The organism is Azospira sp. MPR-E4 (assembly GCF_058809645.1).
The window spans coordinates 62,689-79,755 of record NZ_JBXAST010000007.1 but is presented as its reverse complement, the minus strand read 5'-3'; the positions used below and the strand labels follow the sequence as shown (position 1 = coordinate 79,755).

18 protein-coding genes are annotated in these 17,067 nt (G+C 63.3%); 13 read left to right on the top strand and 5 right to left on the bottom strand.

Translation table 11 applies throughout. The features are described from left to right. Positions 1-33 precede the first annotated feature (33 nt). The 8 genes from pcnB to panD all read left to right on the top strand — a co-directional run bounded on the left by pcnB (position 34) and on the right by panD (position 6,444). Positions 34-1,419 carry a polynucleotide adenylyltransferase PcnB gene (pcnB, locus tag AC1RTA_RS03975; protein WP_492784013.1) on the top strand — a complete coding sequence of 462 codons (1,386 nt, stop codon included), beginning with the start codon at positions 34-36 and terminating at the stop codon, positions 1,417-1,419. Between the two features lie 15 nt (positions 1,420-1,434). Then, the gene (gene folK, locus AC1RTA_RS03970; RefSeq protein WP_130460103.1) at positions 1,435-1,908 is read left to right on the top strand and encodes a 2-amino-4-hydroxy-6-hydroxymethyldihydropteridine diphosphokinase; all 474 of its coding nucleotides are present in this window, start codon (positions 1,435-1,437) and stop codon (positions 1,906-1,908) included. Beyond that, positions 1,905-2,264, top strand: a complete 360-nt coding sequence (locus tag AC1RTA_RS03965; protein ID WP_130460104.1) for a DMT family protein — start codon at positions 1,905-1,907, stop codon at positions 2,262-2,264. Before folK ends, AC1RTA_RS03965 begins: the two co-directional genes overlap by 4 nt. A gap of 105 nt (positions 2,265-2,369) precedes the next feature. Next, entirely contained in the window at positions 2,370-3,494 is a 1,125-nt protein-coding gene (locus tag AC1RTA_RS03960; protein WP_492784012.1) for a methyl-accepting chemotaxis protein, read from the top strand. Between the two features lie 118 nt (positions 3,495-3,612). Further along, positions 3,613-4,287, top strand: coding sequence for a deoxynucleoside kinase (locus tag AC1RTA_RS03955; RefSeq protein ID WP_492784011.1), 675 nt, complete (start codon positions 3,613-3,615; stop codon positions 4,285-4,287). A gap of 4 nt (positions 4,288-4,291) precedes the next feature. After that, positions 4,292-5,104 (top strand): 3-methyl-2-oxobutanoate hydroxymethyltransferase, encoded by an 813-nt coding sequence (panB, locus tag AC1RTA_RS03950; protein ID WP_014236567.1) that lies wholly within the window; start codon positions 4,292-4,294, stop codon positions 5,102-5,104. A 56-nt stretch (positions 5,105-5,160) separates the two neighbouring features. After that, positions 5,161-5,985, top strand: coding sequence for a pantoate--beta-alanine ligase (panC, locus tag AC1RTA_RS03945; protein ID WP_492784010.1), 825 nt, complete (start codon positions 5,161-5,163; stop codon positions 5,983-5,985). Between the two features lie 90 nt (positions 5,986-6,075). After that, positions 6,076-6,444, top strand: coding sequence for an aspartate 1-decarboxylase (panD, locus tag AC1RTA_RS03940; protein ID WP_268907599.1), 369 nt, complete (start codon positions 6,076-6,078; stop codon positions 6,442-6,444). Positions 6,445-6,656: 212 nt separating this feature from the next. Here panD and AC1RTA_RS03935 read toward each other — a convergent pair whose 3' ends face one another. The 3 genes from AC1RTA_RS03935 to AC1RTA_RS03925 are packed head-to-tail and all read right to left on the bottom strand — an operon-like array spanning position 6,657 to position 10,426. After that, positions 6,657-8,036: an NYN domain-containing protein gene (locus AC1RTA_RS03935; protein ID WP_492784009.1), complete on the bottom strand. Its 1,380-nt coding sequence runs from the start codon at positions 8,034-8,036 to the stop codon at positions 6,657-6,659. Positions 8,037-8,084: 48 nt separating this feature from the next. Continuing rightward, positions 8,085-9,263 (bottom strand): ABC transporter permease, encoded by a 1,179-nt coding sequence (locus tag AC1RTA_RS03930; protein ID WP_014236563.1) that lies wholly within the window; start codon positions 9,261-9,263, stop codon positions 8,085-8,087. Positions 9,264-9,265: 2 nt separating this feature from the next. Next, positions 9,266-10,426: an ABC transporter permease gene (locus tag AC1RTA_RS03925; RefSeq protein WP_492784008.1), complete on the bottom strand. Its 1,161-nt coding sequence runs from the start codon at positions 10,424-10,426 to the stop codon at positions 9,266-9,268. Between the two features lie 288 nt (positions 10,427-10,714). Between AC1RTA_RS03925 and AC1RTA_RS03920 the strand changes: the two genes are divergently transcribed. From AC1RTA_RS03920 to AC1RTA_RS03910, 3 genes are all read left to right on the top strand, one after another. Further along, positions 10,715-11,152, top strand: a complete 438-nt coding sequence (locus AC1RTA_RS03920; RefSeq protein ID WP_492784007.1) for a hypothetical protein — start codon at positions 10,715-10,717, stop codon at positions 11,150-11,152. A 106-nt stretch (positions 11,153-11,258) separates the two neighbouring features. Then, positions 11,259-11,720 carry a hypothetical protein gene (locus AC1RTA_RS03915; protein WP_492784006.1) on the top strand — a complete coding sequence of 154 codons (462 nt, stop codon included), beginning with the start codon at positions 11,259-11,261 and terminating at the stop codon, positions 11,718-11,720. A 111-nt stretch (positions 11,721-11,831) separates the two neighbouring features. Further along, on the top strand, positions 11,832-12,596 hold the full coding sequence (locus AC1RTA_RS03910; protein ID WP_492784005.1) for a hypothetical protein: 765 nt from the start codon (positions 11,832-11,834) through the stop codon (positions 12,594-12,596). A gap of 67 nt (positions 12,597-12,663) precedes the next feature. Here the strand turns inward: AC1RTA_RS03910 and AC1RTA_RS03905 are convergent, their stop codons facing one another. Then, positions 12,664-13,620 (bottom strand): IS110 family RNA-guided transposase, encoded by a 957-nt coding sequence (locus tag AC1RTA_RS03905; protein ID WP_492784022.1) that lies wholly within the window; start codon positions 13,618-13,620, stop codon positions 12,664-12,666. 219 nt (positions 13,621-13,839) lie between these two features. Here AC1RTA_RS03905 and AC1RTA_RS03900 point away from each other — a divergent pair, with 219 nt between their 5' ends. Beyond that, entirely contained in the window at positions 13,840-14,595 is a 756-nt protein-coding gene (locus AC1RTA_RS03900) for a hypothetical protein (RefSeq protein ID WP_492784004.1), read from the top strand. A gap of 113 nt (positions 14,596-14,708) precedes the next feature. Beyond that, on the top strand, positions 14,709-15,296 hold the full coding sequence (locus AC1RTA_RS03895; protein ID WP_492784003.1) for a hypothetical protein: 588 nt from the start codon (positions 14,709-14,711) through the stop codon (positions 15,294-15,296). Between the two features lie 139 nt (positions 15,297-15,435). On the opposite strand, the gene AC1RTA_RS03890 is transcribed toward AC1RTA_RS03895, so the two are convergent. Then, positions 15,436-16,932, bottom strand: coding sequence for a protein adenylyltransferase SelO (locus AC1RTA_RS03890; RefSeq protein WP_492784002.1), 1,497 nt, complete (start codon positions 16,930-16,932; stop codon positions 15,436-15,438). Between the last annotated feature and the right edge of the window lie 135 nt (positions 16,933-17,067).

The window sequence follows — 17,067 nt, the reverse complement described above, 5'->3', positions numbered from 1 at the left end:
GGACGAACCGCCAGATTGCATAAAAAAACCTACATGATCCGCAAACTAATTTCCCGGGTGTTTGGCGGCAAGAACAACGCCGGCAAGAGCGAAACCCGGAACGCCCGTAGCGGCGGCCACGGCGACAGCGCCGCCATCATCCCCGTCAAGAACCACGGCATCCGCCGCGAGCAGCTCAGCTCCGGCGCCCGCCGCACCGTCGAAGGGCTGCAGAAGGCCGGCTACAAGGCCTACGTGGTGGGCGGCGCCGTGCGCGACCTGCTGGCAGGCATCCCGCCAAAGGATTTCGACGTGGCCACCAACGCCACGCCGGAACAGGTGCGGGCCTGTTTCCGCCGCTCCCGCATCATCGGCCGCCGCTTCCAGATCGTGCACGTGATGATGGGGGCGGAGACCCTGGAGGTCACCACCTTCCGCGCCATCCACGCCAGCAACGCGCCCACCGACGAACACGGCCGGGTGCTGCGCGACAACGTCTTCGGCACCATGGCGGAAGATGCGGCCCGCCGCGACTTCACCGTCAATGCCCTGTACTACGACCCAGCCGACGAGACCATCCACGACTACCACCACGGCGTCGCCGACCTCAAGCAGAAGACCCTGCGCATGATCGGCGACCCCAAGGTGCGCTACCGGGAAGACCCGGTGCGCATGCTGCGGGCGGTGCGCCTGGGGGCCAAGCTGAACCTGGCCATCGACCCGGCCGCCCGGCGTCCCATCCGGGAGATGTCCGAGCTGATCGAAAACGTGCCGCCGGCCCGCCTCTTCGACGAAATGCTCAAGCTGCTCACCTCCGGCTACGCCGTGCGCTGCGTCAAGCAGCTGCGGGAAGAGGGCCTGCACCACGGCCTGCTGCCCCTGCTCGACGTCATCCTGGAGCAGCCCCTGGGCGAACGCTTCGTCATGCTGGCCCTGGCCAACACCGACGAGCGGGTCCAGGCTGGCAAACCCACCTCCCCCGGCTTCCTCTTCGCCACCCTGCTGTGGCACGAAGTGCTGGGCCAGTGGGAAAAGAACAAGGCCAACGGCGAGCGCCCCATCCCCGCCCTCTTCGCCGCCATGGACGAGGTGCTGGACGTGCAGGCGGAAAAGCTGGCCATCACCCGCCGCATCGCCGGCGACATCAAGGACATCTGGGCCCTGCAGCCCCGCTTCGAGGCCCGCTCCGGCAAGAAGCCCTATGCCGTGCTGGAACAGCCCCGCTTCAAGGCCGGCTACGATTTCCTGCTGCTGCGCGCCGAGTCGGGCGAGGTGGACAAGGAGCTGGGCGAATGGTGGCGCCGCTTCCTCAACGCCGAAGGCGAAGAGCGCCAGGCCATGCTGCTGCCCGAGGCCAAGGGCGACAAGAAGCGCCGGCGTCGGCGCAAGAAGCCGGCCGGCGGTGGTGCCGGCGCGGGCGAAGGCGGCAGCGGCGACTAGGCCGCGGCGAGTTCCATGCATCGCGCCTTCATCGCCCTGGGCGCCAATCTGGAAGATCCGGCAGCCCAGGTCCGCGCCGCCCTGGCGGACCTCACCGGCGACGGCGACATCGCCCTGGTCGCCGCCTCCTCCCTCTACCGCACGGCCCCCATCGGCGCCGACGGCCCCGACTACATCAACGCCGTGGCGGCGGTGGACACCCCCCTGCCGCCGGCCGGGCTGCTGTCCCGGCTGTTCGCCGTGGAAGCCCATTTCGGCCGCACCCGCAGCTACCGCAACGCCCCCCGCACCCTGGACCTGGACCTGCTGCTCTACGACGACCAGGTGCTGGACGGCCCCGAACTGACCCTGCCCCACCCGCGCCTGCATCTGCGCGCCTTCGTCCTGGTGCCCCTGGCGGAGATCGCTCCGGACCTGGCCCTGCCCGGCCGCGGCAGCGTCGCTGCCTGGCTGCCGGCGGTGGCCAACCAACGGATCGAGAAACTATGAGCCTGTGGACCGAACTGCCGGTGCTGTGGAAGACGGTATTGCTGCTCTCCGCTTCCAACGTCTTCATGACCTTCGCCTGGTATGCCCACCTGAAGAACCTGGCGGACAAGCCCTGGTGGATCGCCGCCCTGATCTCCTGGGGTATCGCCCTCTTCGAATACCTGCTGCAGGTGCCGGCCAACCGCATCGGCCATACCGATCTCACCCTGGCCCAGCTGAAGATCCTGCAGGAAGCCATCACCCTCACCGTCTTCGTGCCCTTCGTCGTCTTCTACATGGGCCAGCCCCTCAAGCTCGATTATCTGTGGGCCGGCCTGTGCCTGCTGGGGGCCGTTTACTTCATATTCCGCAGCTGATCCGGTCAGGAAATGCCAGCTTGCGGCTTATTTCATAACCACACTCTTATAAAGGCTATTAATATCTCCCTTTGCTAATAGTCAAAATAACTTAGGGAGATATCTGTGGCATTGTTCGGCAACAACCAGCGGCAACGAGAACTAGAAGCGGCCCTTGCCGCCCTGCAGAACGAGAACGCCAGCCTGCGCTCCCAGGTGGCCAATCTGGAAAACGAGCAGCAGACCCTGGAGCAGAAGTGCCACACCGCCGAAACCGTAGCCCGGGGCTGGGAAAAGCTGCTGCACAACCTGGACCGCTTCGGTTCCAGCCTGGCCAAGTCCCAGGGCACCATGGCCGCCATGGCCCACAGCCTGAAGACGGAAAAGGAAGAGGCCGTCACCGCCGGCCGCATCACCACCGACAGCCAGGCCCAGATGCATGGCATCAGCGCCAACCTGAGCCAGCTGGCCCTGCAGTCCCAGACCACCATGGGCCAGGTCGAAGGCCTCAATGCCAGCACCGAGAAGATCGGCAGCATCCTCAACCTGATCAAGGAAATCGCCGACCAGACCAACCTGCTGGCCTTGAACGCCGCCATCGAGGCGGCCCGGGCCGGCGAGGCGGGCCGCGGCTTTGCCGTGGTGGCCGATGAGGTGCGCAAGCTGGCCGAACGCACCGCCACCGCCACCAACGAGATTTCCGGCCTGGTCAGCGCCATCCGCCACGACACCGTCTCGGCCCACGCCAGCATCTCCTCCCTGGCCAAGGAGGCGGACCACTCCAGCCACGAGGGCAAGCAGGCGACGGAGAACCTGGACAACATCATCGGCCTCTCCCGTCACATCGAGACCGCCGTGGCCGTGGCCGCCCTGCGCAGCTTCACCGAACTGGCCAAGATGGACCACCTGGTGTTCAAGTTCGAGGTGTACAAGGTCTTCATGGGCGCCTCCCAGAAACGCCCGGAGGATTTCGCCGTGCATACCTCCTGCCGCCTGGGCAAGTGGTACTACGAGGGCGAGGGCCGGGAGTGCTTCTCCCTGCTGGACGGCTACCGGGCCCTGGAAGCGCCCCACATCAATGTGCACAAGAGCGGCAAGGAAGCCCTGGAACGCCTGCGCCTGGGCGATTTCGACGGCGGCGTGGCCCTCCTGGAGCACATGGAGGCGGCCTCCGAGGAGGTCCTGGACTGCCTGGAGCGCATGGCCCAGGCCGGGGAGCAATCCCCCGACGTGCTCTGCCTGGAACACTGAGGCCGGACGGTCCGGGCCGCCCCTCTGGCCTCCCGGACCTGCCTGCCGTACCATAGAGCCGCCGGGTTGGACCCGGCGCTTTTTTTCCCGTCCCGACCCACACCCCATCCCGCCGCCCATGCCCGGTACCCCAGCCCGCAACCTGCTCGAGCACGCCCGCAACATCGTGGTGGAAGGCCCCATCGGCGTCGGCAAGACCAGCCTGGCCCGGCGTCTGGCCGAACACCTGGGCCAGAGCAAGGAATGCCAGCTGCTGCTGGAGCAGCCGGAACTTAACCCCTTCCTCACCCGCTTCTACCAGGAGCGCAGCCGCTACGCCCTGCAGACCCAGCTGTTCTTCCTCTTCCAGCGCCAGGACCAGCTGCGGGACCTGGCCCAGCCGGACATCTTCCGCCAGACCGTGGTCTCCGACTTCCTGTTCGAGAAGGACCCGATCTTCGCTCGCCTCACCCTGGCCGAGGACGAATACAAGCTGTACCGCCAGATCTACGACACCCTGGCACCCCAGGTAGTATCGCCGGACCTGGTGATCTACCTGCAGGCCAGCCCGGAAAACCTCATCGCCCGGGTGAAGAAGCGGGGCCTGGACATGGAGCGGCGCATCGGCGACGTGTACCTAACCCAGCTGGCGGAAAGCTACAGCCGCTTTTTTTACGGCTACAATGCCGCGCCGGTGATGATCGTCAATTCCGACCGACTCAACTTCGTCGATCAGGACCACGACTTCCACCTCCTCCTGGAACGGCTCGCCGCCATGCGCGGCCACCGGGAATACTTCAACCGGGGAGAATGAACCCATGTCCAGCCAATCCACGACCCGCCGCCTGACCATCACCGACATGGCCAAGCTCAAGGCCGCCGGCGAAAAAATCGCCATGCTGACCTGCTACGACGCCAGCTTTGCCCGCCTCTGCGACAACGCCGGGGTCGATACCGTGCTGGTGGGCGATTCCCTCGGCATGGTGGTGCAGGGCCACGATTCCACCCTGCCGGTGACCCTGGCCGACATGGTCTACCACACCGCCATGGTGGCCCGGGGCTGCGACCGCCCCCTGATCATCACCGACATGCCCTTCGGCACCTACCAGGAAACCCCGGAGCTGGCCTTCCGCAACGCCGTGCAGCTGATGGCCGCCGGCGCCCAGATGGTCAAGATCGAGGGCGGCGAGGACATGGCCGAGACGGTGCGCTTCCTCACCCACCGCGGCATCCCGGTATGCGGCCACATCGGCCTGACGCCCCAGTCGGTACACCAGCTGGGCGGCTACCGGGTCCAGGGCAAGGACGAGGCCGGCGCAGCCCAGCTCAAGGCCGACGCCCTGGCCATCCAGGCCGCCGGCGCCAGCATGGTGGTCCTGGAGGCCATTCCCCGGGCCCTGGCGGCCGAGGTCACCGCCCTCCTGCAGATCCCCACCATCGGCATCGGCGCCAGCGTGGAGTGCTCCGGCCAGGTGCTGGTGCTGCAGGACATGCTGGACATCGCCCCCGGCCGCAAGGCCCGCTTCGTGCGCAACTTCATGACCGGCCAGCCCTCCGTGGCCGCCGCCATCGCCGCCTACGTGGCGGCGGTGAAGGACTGTACCTTCCCCGCCGCCGAACACTGTTACTGAGTCACCCCACCGGCAACGGGCCGCCAAGTACGGCCCGGCCATCAGGAGAAACAGCCATGCAGATATTTTCCCGGGTCGACGACCTGCGCGCCGCCCTTGCCGGCAAACCCGAGGTGGTGTTCGTACCCACCATGGGCAACCTGCACGAGGGCCACATTTCCCTCATGACCCAGGCCCGCCGGCACGGCCGGACCGTGGTCGCCAGCATTTTCGTCAATCGCCTGCAGTTCGGCCCCGGCGAGGACTTCGACAAGTACCCGCGCACCTTCGAGGCCGATTGCGCCAAGCTGCAAGCCGCCGGCGTGGACGTGCTGTTCGCCCCCACAGAAGCCGACCTCTACCCGGAACCCCAGACCTACCAGGTGGAACCGCCGGAAATCCAGAACTGGCTCGAGGGCGAATTCCGCCCCGGCCATTTCCGCGGCGTTGCCACCGTGGTACTGAAGCTGTTCAACATCGTCCAGCCCCAGACCGCCCTCTTCGGCAAGAAGGACTACCAGCAGCTGATGGTCCTGCGCAACATGGGGCGCCAGCTGGCCCTGCCCATCCGCATCCTGGGCGGCGAGACGGTGCGGGCCGAGGACGGCCTGGCCCTGTCCTCCCGCAACGGCTACCTGACCCCCGCCGAACGGGCCGAGGCACCGCGTCTGGCGCGGGAGCTGAACAAGCTGCGGGACGCCATCCGCGCCGGCAACCGGGACTACCCGGCCCTGGAGCGGGCCGCCATGGCCGCCCTTGACGCTGCCGGCTGGAAGGCGGACTATGTTGCGGTGCGGCAGCAAGCCGACCTCCAACTTCCCGGCAGTCCCGATGCACCCCTGGTGGTGCTGGCCGCCGCGCGCCTCGGCGTTACGCGACTCATTGATAATCTTGAGATTTAATTCAAAAACTGGGCGTTGACAGACGGCGGTGAGCCGTTAAAATGCCGTTCCCCTTACCTTTTGCCTACGGGTGAAGCCATGCAGAGAACCATGCTCAAGTCCAAGCTCCACCGGGTGACCACCACCCACTCGGAGCTGCATTACGAAGGCTCCTGTGCCATCGACCAGGACCTGCTGGACGCGGCCAATATCAAGGAATACGAACAGATCGACATCTGGAACGTGAACAATGGCGAGCGCTTCACCACCTACGCCATCCTGGCTGAACGCGGCTCCGGCGTCATTTCCGTCAACGGCTCCGCCGCCCGCAAGGCTGCGCCCGGCGACATCCTGATCATCGCCACCTTCGCCACCTACACCGAAGTGGAACTGGCCAAGCACGAACCCCAGCTGATCTACGTCGATTCCCAGAATCGCATTGCCCGCATCGGCAACAAGATTCCGGCCCAGGCCGCCTGAGACACCGGATTTTTACCCGGCCTTTCGGGTAAAAGAAGGTAAAAAAAGCCGCGAGCAATCGCGGCTTTTTCTTTTGGGGCCGGCCCTGAGCTGCATCGGCCAAGACACGGCGGAAGCGGAGGTCGCAAACCCAGAAGGGACGGGCCTCTTCAGGCAGGCCTGCCCGACAGGCCCATAGCGCCTGCCTGTGCGGGCATCCCCTTGATAGTGCCCTACTCGGCGTCGGCCTTCTTCGCCGGCCGCTTGGCCGGGGCGCGCCGGGTCTTGGGCTTGGCGGCGGCTTCGGCGGCAGCAGCAGGCGCTGCCTCCGCCTGGGGCGCAGCCTTGGCGGCGGCCTTGGGTTCGGACTTGGCCTTGGCCGGCGCCTTCTTGGCGGCTTCGATCTCCTGGGCGGCGGCCGTCTTGCGGGCCCGGGTACGGGCGCCGCTGCGGGCCCCGGAAGACTCGCCGCGGCCGGAAGGCTTCCTGGCCGCGGCCGGGCTGGCGGCGACCGCTTCGACTGCCACCGGGGCGGCCACAGCGGGCGCTGCCACGGCTTCCACCACTACCGGAGCGGGGGCCGCAGTCGGGGCGGGCGCCTCGGCTGCCGCTTCCTGGACCCGGGGACCATCCTTCACGCCGTTTTCCTTGGCGCCGTCGCGGCCGCGGCCGCGCCGACGGTTGCCGCCGCGCCCTTCCCGGGCCGGCGCTTCCGCCGTCTCGGCGGCCGGCGCCTGCGCCTCGGCAGGGCTTTCTTCCGGTTGCGTCACTTCCCGCACCGACACATTGCCCGGACGGGCTACGTAGGCGCCGGACTTCTCGTCCCGGCCGAAGGCCAGCAGGCCCCGGTTCTGGGCCTCTTCCAGCAGGTTGCCGAAGGCGCGGAAGCCGTAGTAGGACTCGTTGAAGCCCGGATTGCGGCGCTTGATCGCCTCCTTCAGCACCGAGGCCCACAGCTTCTCGGTGTCGCTGCGCTCGGCCATGAGGTCCTCGAAGGTGGCCATGGCCAGCTCGATACCCTTGGCGCGGCGGGCGTCCTGATCGTCCTTGCGCTTCTTCTCGTCTTCCGGCGAACGGCGGGGCGCCGCCTCCTTGGCCGGGTCCTTGCGGTTGGCGGCGGCCCGCTTGGCCTCCCGGTCCCGCACCAGATCGTCGTAGAAAATGAATTCGTCGCAGTTGGCGATGAGCAGGTCCGAGGTGGACTGCTTCACACCGACGCCGATGACGTGCTTGGCGTTTTCCCGCAGCTTGGAGACCAGGGGCGAGAAGTCGGAATCGCCGGAGATGATGACGAAGGTGTCCACATGGGACTTGGTGTAGCAGAGGTCCAGAGCGTCCACCACCAGGCGGATGTCGGCGGAGTTTTTGCCGGACTGGCGCACGTGGGGGATTTCGATCAGTTCGAAATTGGCCTCGTGCATGGTGGCCTTGAAGGTCTTGTAGCGCTCCCAGTCGCAGTAGGCCTTCTTGACCACGATGGAGCCTTTGACCAGCAGGCGCTCCAGCACCGGCTTGATGTCGAATTTTTCGTATTGGGCGTCGCGCACGCCCAGGGCGATGTTCTCGAAGTCGCAGAACAGGGCCATGCTGACGGTATCGGCAGGAGCTGCCATGGGTGTTTCTCCGTAAGGAATTGGATCAAGTATAAGGCCGGGGACCGCTCAGGCGGCGCGCAGGGCCTCGACGATGTTCATGCGGGCGGCCCGGAAGGCAGGCAAGAAGCCGCCCAGCAGGCCCATGAGCAGGGCAAAGAGCAGGCTCTTGACGACGATGCCCGCATCGAGGGAAAAGGTGAAGGCCAGTTCGGCGAAGGACTGCCAGTTCATGGTGGAAATGGTGAACAGCTGCATGGTGGAGGCCAACAGCAGCCCCACCAGCCCGCCCAGCAGCGCCAGGCCCAGGGATTCGGCGAGGAAGGCCAGCAGGATGGCCCGGCGGTTGAAGCCCAGGGCCCGCAGGGTGCCGATCTCGCCGGTGCGGTTGGCTACCGCAGCATACATGGTGATCATGGCACCGATGATGGCGCCGATGGAAAAAATCACCGACAGGGTGATGCCCAGGATGCTGATGAACTTGGACAGGGCCTCCGACTGGTCGGCGTAGAACTGGGCTTCCCGCTTGGCTTCCAGGGTCAGGCGCGGGTCGTCCTCGATGGCCGCCTTGACCGCGGCGAAGGCGCCCGGGTCGTTGAGGCGGAAGATCAGGGAAGAGAACACCGGCCGGCGGAAGGCCTGCATCAGCTGCTCCGCATCGCCCCACACCTCCGAATCGAAGCCGCTGCCGCCCGCATCGAAGACCCCCACCACCACCCAGTCCCGGGCGCCGAAGCGCATGGTTTCGCCCAGGCCGGCGCCGTTGAAGCGGCTGGCGATGGCCTGGCCGGTGACGATCTCGTTGGAGCCGGGGCGGAACGGCCGCCCCGCCACCAGCCGCACCTGGGGACGCAGCTGCAGGCCCACCGGCGACAGGCCGCGGATGATGACGTTGGAAGGCTTGGCCGCCGCCCCCTCGGCCACCCGCTTGTTGAGGGAGATCAGCACCACCGTCTCCTTCGACAGCATGCGCAGGCCGCCGGCCCCCAGGGCCACCTGGGGCAGGCTCTCGACGATGGCCGCCGGCCCCCGCTCGATGCCGCTCTGCACCTCGGTGCCGGAGGCCCGGCGGGTCACCACCACGTTGTCCGGGCTGCCCGTATCCACCAGGGTCTTCTTCAGCCCCGCATCCAGCATCAGCACCGTGGCGAAGACGAACACCACCAAGGCCATGCCGCCGGCGGTGAGGGCCGTGGTCAGCTTGCGTGCCGCCAGGTTGCGCAGGGAATAGGAAAGGGGAATGGCCATGATCAAGCGACGCTGCGCAGCCCTTCGACGATCGGGATGCGGGCCGCCCGCCGGCTGGGGAACCAGGCGGCGATGAGGCCCACCCCCAAGGCGCAGGCGGCCTGCAGCAGCACCGTGGTACCGGAGACGAAGAAAATGGGGAACAGGGTGCCCATGGCCTGGGCGAAGGCCGCCGCCGCGGGAAAGGTCAGGGCGATGCCGAGACCGCCGCCGATGGCGGCGATGGCCACCGACTCGCCGAAGATCAGCCCCTGCACGAAGCCGGGGCCGAAGCCCAGGGCTTTCAGGGTGGCATATTCACTGGTGCGCTCCCGCACCGTCATGGCCATGGTGTTGGCCATCACCGCCAGGATGATGGCGATGACCACGTAGGAAACGATGCGGATGGCGACGACGATGGCCTCGGTCATGGAGACGAAGGAAAGCTGGAAGGCCTTCTCCGTCTCCGTCAGGGTTTCCGCCGCGCTGTTGCGGAACTCGGCATCGATGAGGCGCGACAGCTCCGCCGCCCGCCCCGGGTCGTCGATGGTCACCACATAGACCCCCACCTGGTTCTGCCGCCGCGGATAGCGCACCTTGGCCACCTCGTTCAGGTAGTCCCAGTGGAACAGCATCTGGGCCACGTCCGTCTTGGCGTCCCGCCCGGTGTAGATGCCGCGGATGACGAATTCCCAGGTGCCGGGAAAGATGGTGCCCTTCAACTGCACCACGTCCCCCACCTTGAAGCCGTACTGGGCCGCCAGCTTGCGCCCGACGATGGCCCCCTTGCGGTCCCGGGCGAAGGCGGTGCGCTCGTCGTCGCTGAGCAGATATTCCGGGTACAGCTCCAGGTAGTTGGGGTCCACCGCGAACTGGGGAAAGAAGTTCTTCGGCTCCTTGTAGATGCCGCCGAACCAGTTGGCCGTGGTGATGGCCTTGACCCCGTCGATCTGGCGGATCTTCTGCTTGTAGGTCAAAGGCAGGGGAAAGACCAGGGAAATGGAATTGCGCGTCACCAGCCGGGCATTGGACGCCCCTTCCGTCCCGGCGTACCAGGCATCCACCACCGTGGACAACAGCCCAAAAGACAACACCGCCACCATCAACCCCACCAGGGTCAACAAGGTGCGCAGCTTATGCCGGAAGGCGTTGCGGAGGACGAGATTGAGGAGGATGAAAAGCACGGGGGACTCCGGGTGAGGGAGTCATTATAGGCGGGGAAGGCTAAGGTCGTAGTTGCGATGACATGATGTCATTTGACGGCTCTCGGCCAGGAGCTGCTATTGAGAATTTGTTCTGATAGCGGACATCTGAGCAACCTTCTTGGCGTCCGCATTATCGGCGTTGTTATACGAACCTATCGGAGGCCACTTCCTTGCTCCACAGGCAATTCTGAAAGCATAATTGCTGCGTGTATATCAATACATATACGGACCCAACGGGTCCGTTTAATAACTGTTAGGGCGCATCCCATGAACCGGCTCTTGCTTATTGCCTCCTTACTCGCGGCCTTCACCGCGTGCGTTCATGTCTTCGTCGGTACCGCAGAGATTACCTCCCCGTTGCTCAGTTCACCGCTTGCGCCCGAGGTAAGCTTCTTGCTCTATGCCTGCTGGCACCTCGTATCTTGTGCGCTCGTCTTCTCGGCCATCGCGCTGTTTATCAGCGCCTTGCCGCGCCATCGGCAGCCCGCTCGCCTACTCGCGCTGTTCATCTCATGGCTATGGTTGGCCTTCGGCGCCGTCTTCGTCGTCATCGGTTTCGCTGGGGCAGGCGGTACGCTCTTATTCAAGCTCCCGCAGTGGGTGCTATTGCTCCCGGTCGGCATACTGGGCATTTTCGGTTGCGCTTCATATGGGCGCCATCAAACAACTTCTGCTTCCTCATCCGTTGGGCCGGACCCACTATGACCCTGCGCCCTAACCCGCGCTTCGAGGGGACCGCCGAGAAGCTGCGCTTCTCGGTTCCCCGTCGCCTACGGCGCCAGGCGGCCCCACAAGCTAAACGTTAGCACTCATGAAACGCAGCTTGCTCATCCTTCTACTGATTAGCGTCACGGTGCTTGGTGCATATATCGTGTCGCCGCTCTTCGAGCAAAGTGACCGCGCGCTCTCACACACGATCACTCGTGCCGCAACAGTCTTCGTCCTTGTGCCGCTCGGCTTGTTTTACGTCATTCATCCAACTGCACACTTGGATAAAAAGCGCAGAAGCCGCATTGATCTTTTGCTTGGTATCGGCGGAATCGCGGCAGTCATTTCGCTCGTCATGCTTGCTCGCGACATTCTCGTTCCCGCATTGGTCACAGCCCTGCTTTCGCTTGTTTCTCTGTATTTCGCTCGTCGCTTGTGGCTTCGCACAATGCCTACACCGAAAGAACTTATCGTTCAAGCCGGTGAAACTATCCTTGCTGGGGAATCGGACACGAGCGAAAGAAGAAGATTTGCGTCGGCGCTGGAGCGCTTCAAGAAACCGTGAGCCAGACAATGTCGCCAACGAGTGCTAACACTGCGTTCCACCGGACCTGCGCGAAAAACCGCGCAGGTCCGGTGAATTCAAACGTTAGGCCGCTCAACCATAGGAGATAGAATGTCAGCATTAAAAGCTGCTAGGGATATCCTTGTCGATATGCGCAGGCAGTTCAGCAAGCCACACTCCATGATCCCCGCGGATGAGCATGAGTTTGGACATCTCAACCTGAGCGCCTACTCTGCATTTGTCGACGACCTCCAACCCCTTGGCTTCAAAGTACTTGGAGATCTAGAAATACCCGAAGTCTCAAATTCTCCGACGACCGTTCTTGCCCGCACCATGATCAGAAATATGCTCTCGGCCGACGGGCATGTTATAGCTCAGTACTATCAGGTCAAACCGCGGATATGGCGCAGGGTGAAAGCGCTAGTTCGCGGTCTTTTCAACCTTCGACTTGTCGATGCCCCAGTATCGTTTCTACAAGCGATGGTTACTCGTCACTGCGTCAGTTTTGAAACTGAGTTTGAAGATGGCCGACAACTGATTACAAGCAATGCCGAGGCAGCCGGCATGATCTCCGGTCCGCCATCGATCGATAGCACATATTTTCCGTATGGCACGCCAACCATGGAACTCCTTGAGCGACACGTGTCGCGTCTTTCGGAGGTATCGACTGAGTCCCCGCCTTTGCAGCTTCGCTCGATGGATGACGTACTTCAGATGCAGAAGCGTCAGAGCATGCTAAAGGTCGCCCACCGGAACACCCTTCAGTGGGTTTCGCACGATGAAATCCTAGCGATGTCGGGTGGCAATAACAATCTCGCCGATGACGTATTCCGAGAGATTCAGAAGCTCATCATTGAGGAGCGAGACGCGGCCTAACAATTCCGTCGAGAGGGACGGTTTGCAAGCTGCGCTTGCAAATGCCCTCCGCCGCTCACGTCAAACGTTAGCAACTGTGTTGAAGGTCAAGCCCTGAAGCGCACCAGGGGGTGTTGTTTTTGACTACGGCATTGATCACAGTCAGCAGTTTGCGCATGCAGGCGGTCAGCGCCACCTTCTTCGGTTTGCCTTGAGCACAGAGGCGCTGATAAAACTCCCGGATTGGCGGGTTGTTGCGCGTAGCTGACAAAACCGCCATGTAGAGCACCTGACGTACCTGCGCCCTGCCACCCCAGATCACACGCTCGCCACGATGTTTGCCGCTGTCACGATTGAACGGTGCGAGCCCCGCCAGTGCTGCAATTTCCTTACGGTCCAGCTTTCCGAGTTCGGGCAATTCCGCCAGCAAAGTCATGCGCGTCACTTTGCCTACCCCTGGAATGGCTTGCAGCAGATCGTCTTTCTCGCGCCAGACCTCGCTCGTCCGCAGGCGATGCGTCAGATCAATATCCAGTGCAGCAATGCGTTCATCGAGCCAGGCAATGTGTTCCTTCAAACTCGTCCGCTGCACTACCTCCGCCCGATCCATCCGCAGCTTTTCCTGCACACGCATGTCGATGAGCTGGCGCCGCCGTGCCAGCAGCGCAGCCAGGGCTTGTGTCTCTTCATCCTTCAGAACTCGCACCTGCGGCCGGATCGCTTGCGCAAAAGCAGCCAGAATCAGGGCATCAATCCGGTCGGTCTTGACCAGTCGCCCACACGCCTTGGCGTAGTCCCGTACCTGCCGAGGATTGACCACGGCTACCGGCACACCGGCCGCCGCCAGTGCGCTGGCCAGGGCTGTCTCAAGCCCACCCGTCGCTTCCATCACCACTAAGGTGGGAGGCTGTTCGCACAGGCGTTGGCACAAGCCCGCTATCCCCACCTCGTCATGCGCCAGCCGTTCAGCACTGCCAGTAGCAAGGAAGCCCACATCGAGCCAGGCTTTCGATACGTCGATTCCTACAAATGATTCATTTATCATGTCAGCCACCCTACCTTGCAAATCCGGGCTCATGGCCCCAGCAACTGTTCGGGTTAAAAGACAAGCAGGCGTGGCGCTCAACGCTAACGTACGGGTTCATGACCCCAGGCTTCAACGAGCTACCACGCCCCAAAACCCGCCGGGGCATAAACCCCGACAATTACTCCGATTCATTTATGGAATCGGTGGAATGAACATACAAGGCACTCAGGAAACTCAATGTTCGGTTTCGGAAAAAAAGAAAGCTACGAAGAGCGTATTAGAGGAGCTCTCGCCGAGGGCCTTCCTAGCAAAGCCGCATCTATTGCTCGCGAAGCCTTCACAAATAAGAAAACGGAAGAGCACGTTTTGGCATGGATCGCTTCCTCAATGTATGAGCGCGAAATCTCGTCGGCTTTTGATCTTCTTGAAATATTTGTAGACCGCTTTCCGAACTCTCTTCATCTCCCACGAGTTTATTTGGCCGACATTCTGTATCGCACCTCACGGTTCGACCACGCTACGGATCTTGCTCGTTACTACTTGCGGCTTGCGAAGGATTCGGATGTCTTTCCAACTCTTTCCACCAAGAGAATCCTGCAAGAAGGCGTGTCGCGATCTTTTCTACTGCTAACCTCAGCATACACAACCCTAGGGGCGCGTTCATATAGCAAACGCCTACTTCAATATGGGCTTAGCTATGAGCTGGCAGATCGATGGAAGGAAATTATCAAAAATGAATTGCTGCAGCTTGATAGCGAGGTAAAGCAAATTCAACATGCGGATTTCGACAAAAAATGGGAGCTTTTTTTTAACTCTGGCGCTGGTGCAAATGAGCTGTACCAAAAATGCAATGACGAAGGCTTTCCTCGCATGGCAAAGCGGGTTGATCTCCTAGAAACGAATTTCCGCTTCAACAGTTCCTTCAAAGCTAATACGGACGAGATTCTACTTCTTGTCATCGAAACGCCAAGCAAGGAATTTCTTCTTTGCTGATACACATACCTAACATGCCAGTCGAGAGGAACAGCTAACAAGCTGCGCTTGTTGGCGCCCTCGCCATGCTCGGCTGCCCCCCACTTCTACGCTAGGCTTCTAGGAGAATTTTGGTGAATATCACGCCGCAACAAAACAAGGCCACGGGTGAGTTGGTCGACTTGGTGACCGCTAAGGTTGGCAGCAATCGCGCCATTCATCCCGAAACAGCAATTTCATCATCGGCACGCTTGGCTGGAAGCCTTTTGCTGCGCTCTTTCAATTTTCAACTTGATGGCTTGGAGCCTGGAAATGTACTTCTTTCAGATGAGGCAAACGAAAACGGCTCAATGCTTGTCAACACCATGGCGGCGTTTCTTTCTGCGTCGAACGTTTCTATGGATCAGTCTAAGCTAGGTGGACAGCAAGACCAGAGAGGGCAAGAGCCGCACTTGGATATTCTGAGCACGCTTACTCAACTACAGAGCGAGGCCTTAAATATTTGCCGTGAAAACGGCCTAACACTTGAGCAAGCTGCTCAATCTGCGGCATTAGCTACTGCATTCATCGTTAAAGAATGCGCGCCTCAAATTGGGGCTGAAACAGGCTTTAATGTTGCAGTTTTTGGGTTTGTCGAAGGGAGCAAAACAGTGCCACCCCATGCCTCCGCAGCATCTAAACCTGTCGCGGCGACAAAACCTTGGTACAAATTTTGGGAGTAAGGCCTAACCCTTCGGTCAAAAGAGGCGCTTCGCCGGAAAGCCGGCTCTGCGAGTTCAAAGCCGAACTACCAGCCAATTATGGCTGGAAGAACGTTCTCAACGTGCAGGTTTACCCGCTCCCCCCTTGAAGTAACACGGCTCACGTCCCGCAAAACGTCTGAAACGTCCGCATGAATTCCCGGGGTGCCGGTTCGGCCAGGTCGGCGTAGCGGGGCTGTTCCCGGTAGGGCTCGGCCAGGGCGCCGAGCAAACGGTGGAAGGGGGCGAGATCGCCCTGCTCGGCGGCATCAAGGGCCGCTTCCACCTGGTGGTTGCGGGGAATGAGCCAGGGATTGTGCCGGGCCATGGCGGCGGCCCGGGCGGCCCCGGCTACGCGGGCCTCGCCACCCTCCCCGTCGGCGGCAGCGCACTGCCGGCGCCAGCGTTGCAGCCAGGCGGCGAGGGCGGCCCCATCGGCGAACAGCGTTCTTAGCCGCTCCTCCCGGCCTGCGGCCGCTTCTCCCAGATAACGCCAGGCCAGGGTGAAATCCACGGACTGGGCTTGCAGCAGGGCCAGCCAGTCGGCGCCCAGGGCCTCGGCCTCCGCTCCGCTGTCAGGCAGGCCCAGCTTGGCTTTCAGGGCAGCCTGCCAATGCTCTTGGTAGCGGGTAGGGAAGGCTTCGATGATGGCTGTGGCCCGCGCCACGGCCCGTTCCATGTCGGCGTCGATGAGAGGCAGCAGGGTTTCGGCGAAGCGGGCCAGGTTCCAGGCGGCAATGTCCGCTTGCTGGTCGTAGGCGTAGCGGCCCTGGCGGTCGATGGAGCTGAACACGGCCCCCGGGTCGTAGGCCTCCATGAAGGCGCAGGGGCCGTAGTCGATGGTTTCGCCGGCGAGACTCATGTTGTCCGTGTTCATGACGCCGTGGATGAAGCCCACCGCCATCCACCGGGCCACCAGGGCGGCCTGGCTCTCGGCCACGGCCCGCAGCAATTCCAGATACCCATTCTCCGCCCCGGCCAGTTCCGGGTAATGGCGGGCGATGGTGTAGTCGGCCAGTTGCCGCACCTGGGCCGGGCCGGCGTGGGCGGCAAAGAACTGGAACGTGCCGACCCGCAGATGGCTGTCCGCCACCCGGGTGAGGACGGCGCCGGGCAGGGGCCGCTGCCGCCGCACCGGCTCGCCGGTGGCCACCACGGCCAAGGCCCGGGTGCTGGGAATGCCCAGGGCGTACATGGCTTCGCCGATCAGCACCTCCCGCAGCATGGGGCCCACGGCGGCCTTGCCATCGCCGTTGCGGGAGAAGGGGGTTCGACCCGAGCCCTTGAAGGCGATGTCGCGGCGGCGGCCCTGGCCGTCGATCACCTCCCCCAGCAGCAGGGCCCGGCCGTCACCCAGCTGGGGCGAGAACTGGCCGAACTGGTGGCCGGCGTAGGCCTGGGCGATGGGGCTGGCGCCCTCCGGCAGGGCGTTGCCGGAGAACAGGGCGGCCAGCTGATCCGGCGTGGCCTCCTCCAGGGGCAGGCCCAGCTCCCGGGCCAGGCCGGGGTTGAAGTGCAGCAGCCGGGGGGCCGGAACGGTAGCAGGCTGCCAGGGCACGGCGAAACCGGGCAGGTCCCGGGCGTAGCTGTTATCGAAGGGAAAACTGAAGTCGGGCATGGCGGAAACTCGGGCGCCCGGCGAAAGTAGGGAGAGGTACGCCCCGGGCAGGCCGGGGCGTCGGCATCAGGCGAAGAGTCCGGGGCGCCGCAGGTAGAGTGCAGCCCCCGGGAAAAGTTTCCACCCGCCATCCAC